This window comes from Azohydromonas lata NBRC 102462, assembly GCF_001571085.1.
Taxonomy (GTDB): domain Bacteria; phylum Pseudomonadota; class Gammaproteobacteria; order Burkholderiales; family Burkholderiaceae_C; genus Azohydromonas; species Azohydromonas lata.
This window is the reverse complement of sequence record NZ_BCTC01000194.1, coordinates 1-4954: the sequence shown is the minus strand read 5'-3', so window position 1 is coordinate 4954 and position 4954 is coordinate 1. Positions and strand designations below refer to the sequence as shown.

2 protein-coding genes are annotated in these 4954 nt (G+C 68.2%); both read left to right on the top strand.

Features of this window, described 5'->3' with window-relative positions:
- Positions 1 to 216 (top strand): hypothetical protein (locus tag ALA01S_RS33770; RefSeq protein ID WP_218011555.1); only part of this gene is annotated, 216 nt, incomplete at its 5' end.
- 221 nt (positions 217 to 437) lie between these two features.
- On the top strand, positions 438 to 4954 hold a 4517-nt coding region (locus tag ALA01S_RS30135), incomplete at its 3' end, for an SdrD B-like domain-containing protein (RefSeq protein ID WP_157119404.1).

Genomic DNA, 4954 nt, shown 5'->3' with positions numbered 1-4954 from the left:
AGGCCTGTTCCTCAACGTGCTGGGCAAGTTCTGAGGACGCTGCGGGCTGGCGGCATGCGCCGCCGGCCCGCCGCCATGATGATTACCTTCGCATCCAATGCGGGCGAAACGGCCAGCGATTCGCGCCGGGATGGCGCAGCCGTGGCCTTCCAGCTATTTCGGCTGAATGCCTCGGATCTTTATCTTGCCGGCGACGCTTATGCAGCAATTGCGTGAGCTTTGGCATCAAGTCAAGAAGTTTTGGTTGCCGGTGCGACCTATCTCAATGTGTCAGGACATAAAGTTGTGTCTGAAGTGCAAAGTTTTGTTTTGAAAAACTTGATGCACTGAACCTCACCCGGCCGCTTGGCGGCCGCGAGTCAAGCCGTTCCCACCGCAGTGTTTGCGAATGCTTTCGCATGAAGGCAGGGATCGGTTTGGCCTGAAGAAAAAGCCCGATGCGATTCGACTGTCTGCGCCGTTCCGTTCTGTTCCTGCGTGCCTGGCTGCTGCGCGTGATGTTGCTCATGGCCCTGGGCCTGGGCTTTGCCGGCGCCGCGCGGGCGGACCTGATCGTTTCCCAGTTGCTGGACACCGATCGCATACCCGCGGGCAGCCGCATCACCTACACCGTGGTGCTGCGCGACTCCGTGGGGGCGGCCCGCACGGGCGTGCAGCTGAACTTCGGCTTCCTGACCACCAGCACGACGGGCCGCTACGCGGGCGTGGACAACCTGCCTGCCGGCGCGAGCTGCGCGGGCCTGGCGATCAACGAAAGCATCGCCAACCAGGCCGCGAAGAAGCAGCTCACCTGCACCGGCATCAACATCCCGGCGGGCGGCAGCGTCGAGATGCTGGTGTATGTGGACACCACCGTTCAGGGCCAGGTGGAGGTCGAGGCCTCGCTGGTGGGCGGCACGCAATCGGAGTTCCAGAACACCACGGTCAACGCCGGCGCGGATCTGCGCCTGGCCGCCACCGCGCCCGCCACGGCGGCTGCCGGCAGCGTCCAGTCCATCACCTTCACCGTCACCAACCTGGGGCCCAACGCCTCGCCGGCCCACACCGTCAGCTACACGGTGCCGCCCAACTTCACGCTGACCTCGCAAGCCGGCTGCCGCGACATGGACAGCCAGCGGGTCGTGCTGTGCGACGGCGGCGCGCTGGCCGTCAACGCCTCGTCGAGCATCACGCTGCAAGGCGTCGTCGGCGCGGGCAACGGCTCGACGCTGACGCACACGGCCAGCGTCCTGGCAGGCGGCGGCGTGGACGACAGCAGCGTCTCCAACAACACCGTGCAGCCCAGCATGGCCATCACCGCGGGCACGGCCCTGGCGCTGGTCAACGCCACCGAGACCGATTCCACGCCGATCAAGCGTGGCGACCTCTTCAGGTACGTCCTCAAGGGCAGCTACAGCGGCGACTTCCCGGCCGGCGTGACGATGTCGGACACGCTGCCCAGCCAGGTCTGCATTCCCAACCTGGGCAACATCAGCGCGCCCAACTGGAACTGCACCGTCACCGGCAACACCACCTGCTCCAGCCCCGGCGGCGGCGGCGGGGCGCAGCTCAACTGCACGATCAAGGCAGGCACGGGCCCGGCCGGTTCGGCCCGCTCCCTGGGCAACATCACCGTGCCGGTGCGCGCGCTGGAGACCGGCACGATCACCAACGAGGCGCGGCTGCGCCAGTCCGCGTTCAACTACGTCGATGCCCAGGCGCAGGTCAGCGTGGTGGGCGACGGTGCCGACCTGAGCGCCGTCAAGCTCATGACATGGATCAAGGGCTCCAGCGCGGTGCCGCTGAACCAGCCCTTCAGCTACTCGCTCACGGCGACCAACCTCGGCCCCAGCCCGCTGCCCGTGGGCTCGGTCATCACGCTCACGGACACGCTGCCGGTCGGTCTGACCGTGACCAGCGTGCAGGCCGGCGGCGCCAGCTGCGACCGTTCAGGCACCGTGGTGGGGCCCGCAACCATCACGTGCACGGTCACGACCAGCGCGGTCGTGAAGGTCGGCAGCAGCATTCCGCAGGTCACGCTCATTGCGAAGGCAACGACATCCGGGACCACGCTCAACAACCGCCTGTGCACCAAGCTGACGGCGGTGGGCGCGCTCAAGGACGACGTGACCGGCAACGACTGCGTGGAAACGGGCGTGGACGTGCATGACAACACCCACCAGGCCGACATCCGCGTGCTCAAGCGCGTGGTGGGCAAGGGCCAGACGGCCGCCGACCCCCAGGACGCCACCAAGCCCCTGGTGTGGGAAATCGAGATCGTCAACGACAGCAAGGACACGCCGCTGGGCGCACCGGTGGAGTCCACCAACATCAAGCTCACCGACACCTTCGCCAAGGCGCTGTACGGGCAGGCACGGCTCCTGGAAGTCTTTCCGGGCGTGGCCGAGATGCAGGGCTGCTCGCTGTCCAAGTCGGGCACCGACATCAAGTTCAACGACTGCTCCATCCGGCGCCTGCCCCCGTGTACCGCGGGGGTGAACTGCCCGCGCCTGCGCGTGTCGCTCTTCCACTTCGTGACCGACGGCACGCTCACCACCGACGGCACGGCGTACCAGACGTTCAACACCCTGGTCGCAGCCGTTCCGCAGGACATCGCCGATCCCCTGCGCTCCAACAACACCGTTGAGAACGTCCCGGGCTGGTTCAAGGCCGGCGTGGACCTGAAGGTGACCAAGACCGCAAGCTCCGGCACGGGCAGCACCCAGGTGCCCGCCGGGCAGTTGCTGGCCTACACCATCAACGTTCTCAACCCCGCCGACAAGAGCCCGGCCACCGTGGCGCGCAACGTGCGCATGACCGACACGCTGCCCGTGGGCGTGGTGCTGTTGAGCCCGCCGCAACCCAGCGGCAACGGCTACTGCACGACGGCACCGGCGGTGGGCACGGCCACGACGCTGGGCAACCGCACGGTGGAGTGCGTCTGGCCCTCCATCAGCCGCTCCCCCTCGGGAACGAGCACCCAGGAGACGGTGAAGATCAACGTGCGCGCGCTCGCTGCACTGCGCGGCACCACCATCACCAACAACGTCCGGGTCGAGAGCGACACGCCGGAGATCAATACCTCCGACAACGTCGCCTCGGTGAGCACCCTGATCACCGACCCGGTCTACGACGTCCTGGTGGACAACACCGACAACGTGGACCCGATGGCCACCGGCGAGCTGGTGACCTACTCCGTCAAGGTCTCCAACAACGCCGCCTCCGCGGCGGAAGACCTGACCCTGCGGATCACCTTCAACACCCTCAACTCCCCGCTGCAGTCGCCGCAGTTCGTGGAGGTGGTGCAGCCGCTGCCCAGCGGCGTGCGCTGCAGCGTCACGACGCAGGTGGTGTGCAGCATCGACGCCCTGGGCGGCAACTCGACGAATCCGCTGTACGCCAGCCCCGAGGAGAGCAGCAAGACGGTGCAGCTGCGCATGCGCGGCCGCGACGTGGGCAGCTTCCGCACCACGGCGGTCGTCGGCTTCGCCTCGCCCACGCTGGCCGCCTTCGAACCGGTGAGCCTGCGCGGCAACAACACCGAGCATGAGAACACCACGGTGGTGCTGTTCAAGACCGACGTGGAGGTGCTTGCCAAGACGGCGGTTCGCCGCGGTGCGGCAAACGACAGCCAGCCCCTGGCCACGGTGGGCGCGGGCACGGGCTTTGACTGGCTGGTGCGCCTGCGCAACAACGGGCCCAGCGATGCGATGGACACGCATTTCGTCGACACGCTGCCCGCGGGCATGGTGCTCGACGGCACGGCGGCCCTGACCATCACGTCCTCCGGCCCGGTCTTCGTGCCCGGCACGCCCTCGTGCACCGCCGTGACCGCCTCCGGCCTGGTCACCGTGGAGTGCGTCATGAGCACCATGCCCAAGGACGGCACGGCCACGGTGCGCATTCCCGTGCGCCTGAGCGGCAGTCCCGCCACGGGGCGCGTGTTCACCAACACCGCCACGCTGACCACCAACGGCACCAGCGACACCAACAGCTCCAACAACGCCAAGACCACCAGCGTCACCGTCGGCGCCGGCCTGATCGCAGGCGTCGTCTTCCACGACCTCAACCGCAACGGCACGAAGGAAGACAACGAGCCCGGCATCGCCACCACGATCAACCTCAGCGGCTCGGCCAGCGCCACCACCACCAGCGACCCGGTCACGGGCGCGTGGAGCTTCGGGGTGGCCGCGGGCACCTACACCGTGACCGAGGTCCAGCCCGCGACCTATCTGCCGGGCACCACCTACAAGACCTCCAACAGCCTGCCCGGCAGCGTGCCGGGGGGCAGCCGCGGCAACGCCTTCACGGGCATCGTGGTGGCCGACGGCGAGACCCGTTCCGGCTACTACTTCGGCGAGGAGCGCCCCACCGTGACGGCACGGGTGTTCGAGGACGGCAACAACGACGGCGTGCCGGCCACCGGCGACGCCGGCATTGCCGACGTGGTCCTGACGATCACGGGCACCGACGCGCAGGGCAATGCGGTGGCGGCCACCGCCACGCCGACGGCCCAGCCGGGCCGCTACACCTTCGGCGCCTTGCCGCTGTCCGACGCGGCGGGCTACACCATCCGCCAGACCCAGCCCGCGGGCTACCTGCCCGGCAAGGCCAGCGTCGGCACCTTCCCTGGCAATGCGCTGGATGGCGGCAACGTCGTCACGGGCGTGGTGCTCAGCGGCAGCCTGCCGGTGCGGGACGTGGGCGACTACAACTTCGGCGAAATCAAGCCCGCCGCCGCGGCCGTGACGGTGCGCGTGTTCGAGGACGCCAACAACAGCGGCACCCCGGACACGGGCGATGCCGGCATTGCCAACGTCGTGCTGCACCTCACGGGCACCAGCGCCGCGGGCGAAGCGGTGGACATCACGGCCACGGCCATAGCGAACCAGACCGGCCGCTACCGCTTTGCCAACGTGCCGCCGTCCGACGCCACGGGCTACACCATCACCGAGCAGCAGCCCGCCGGTTACCA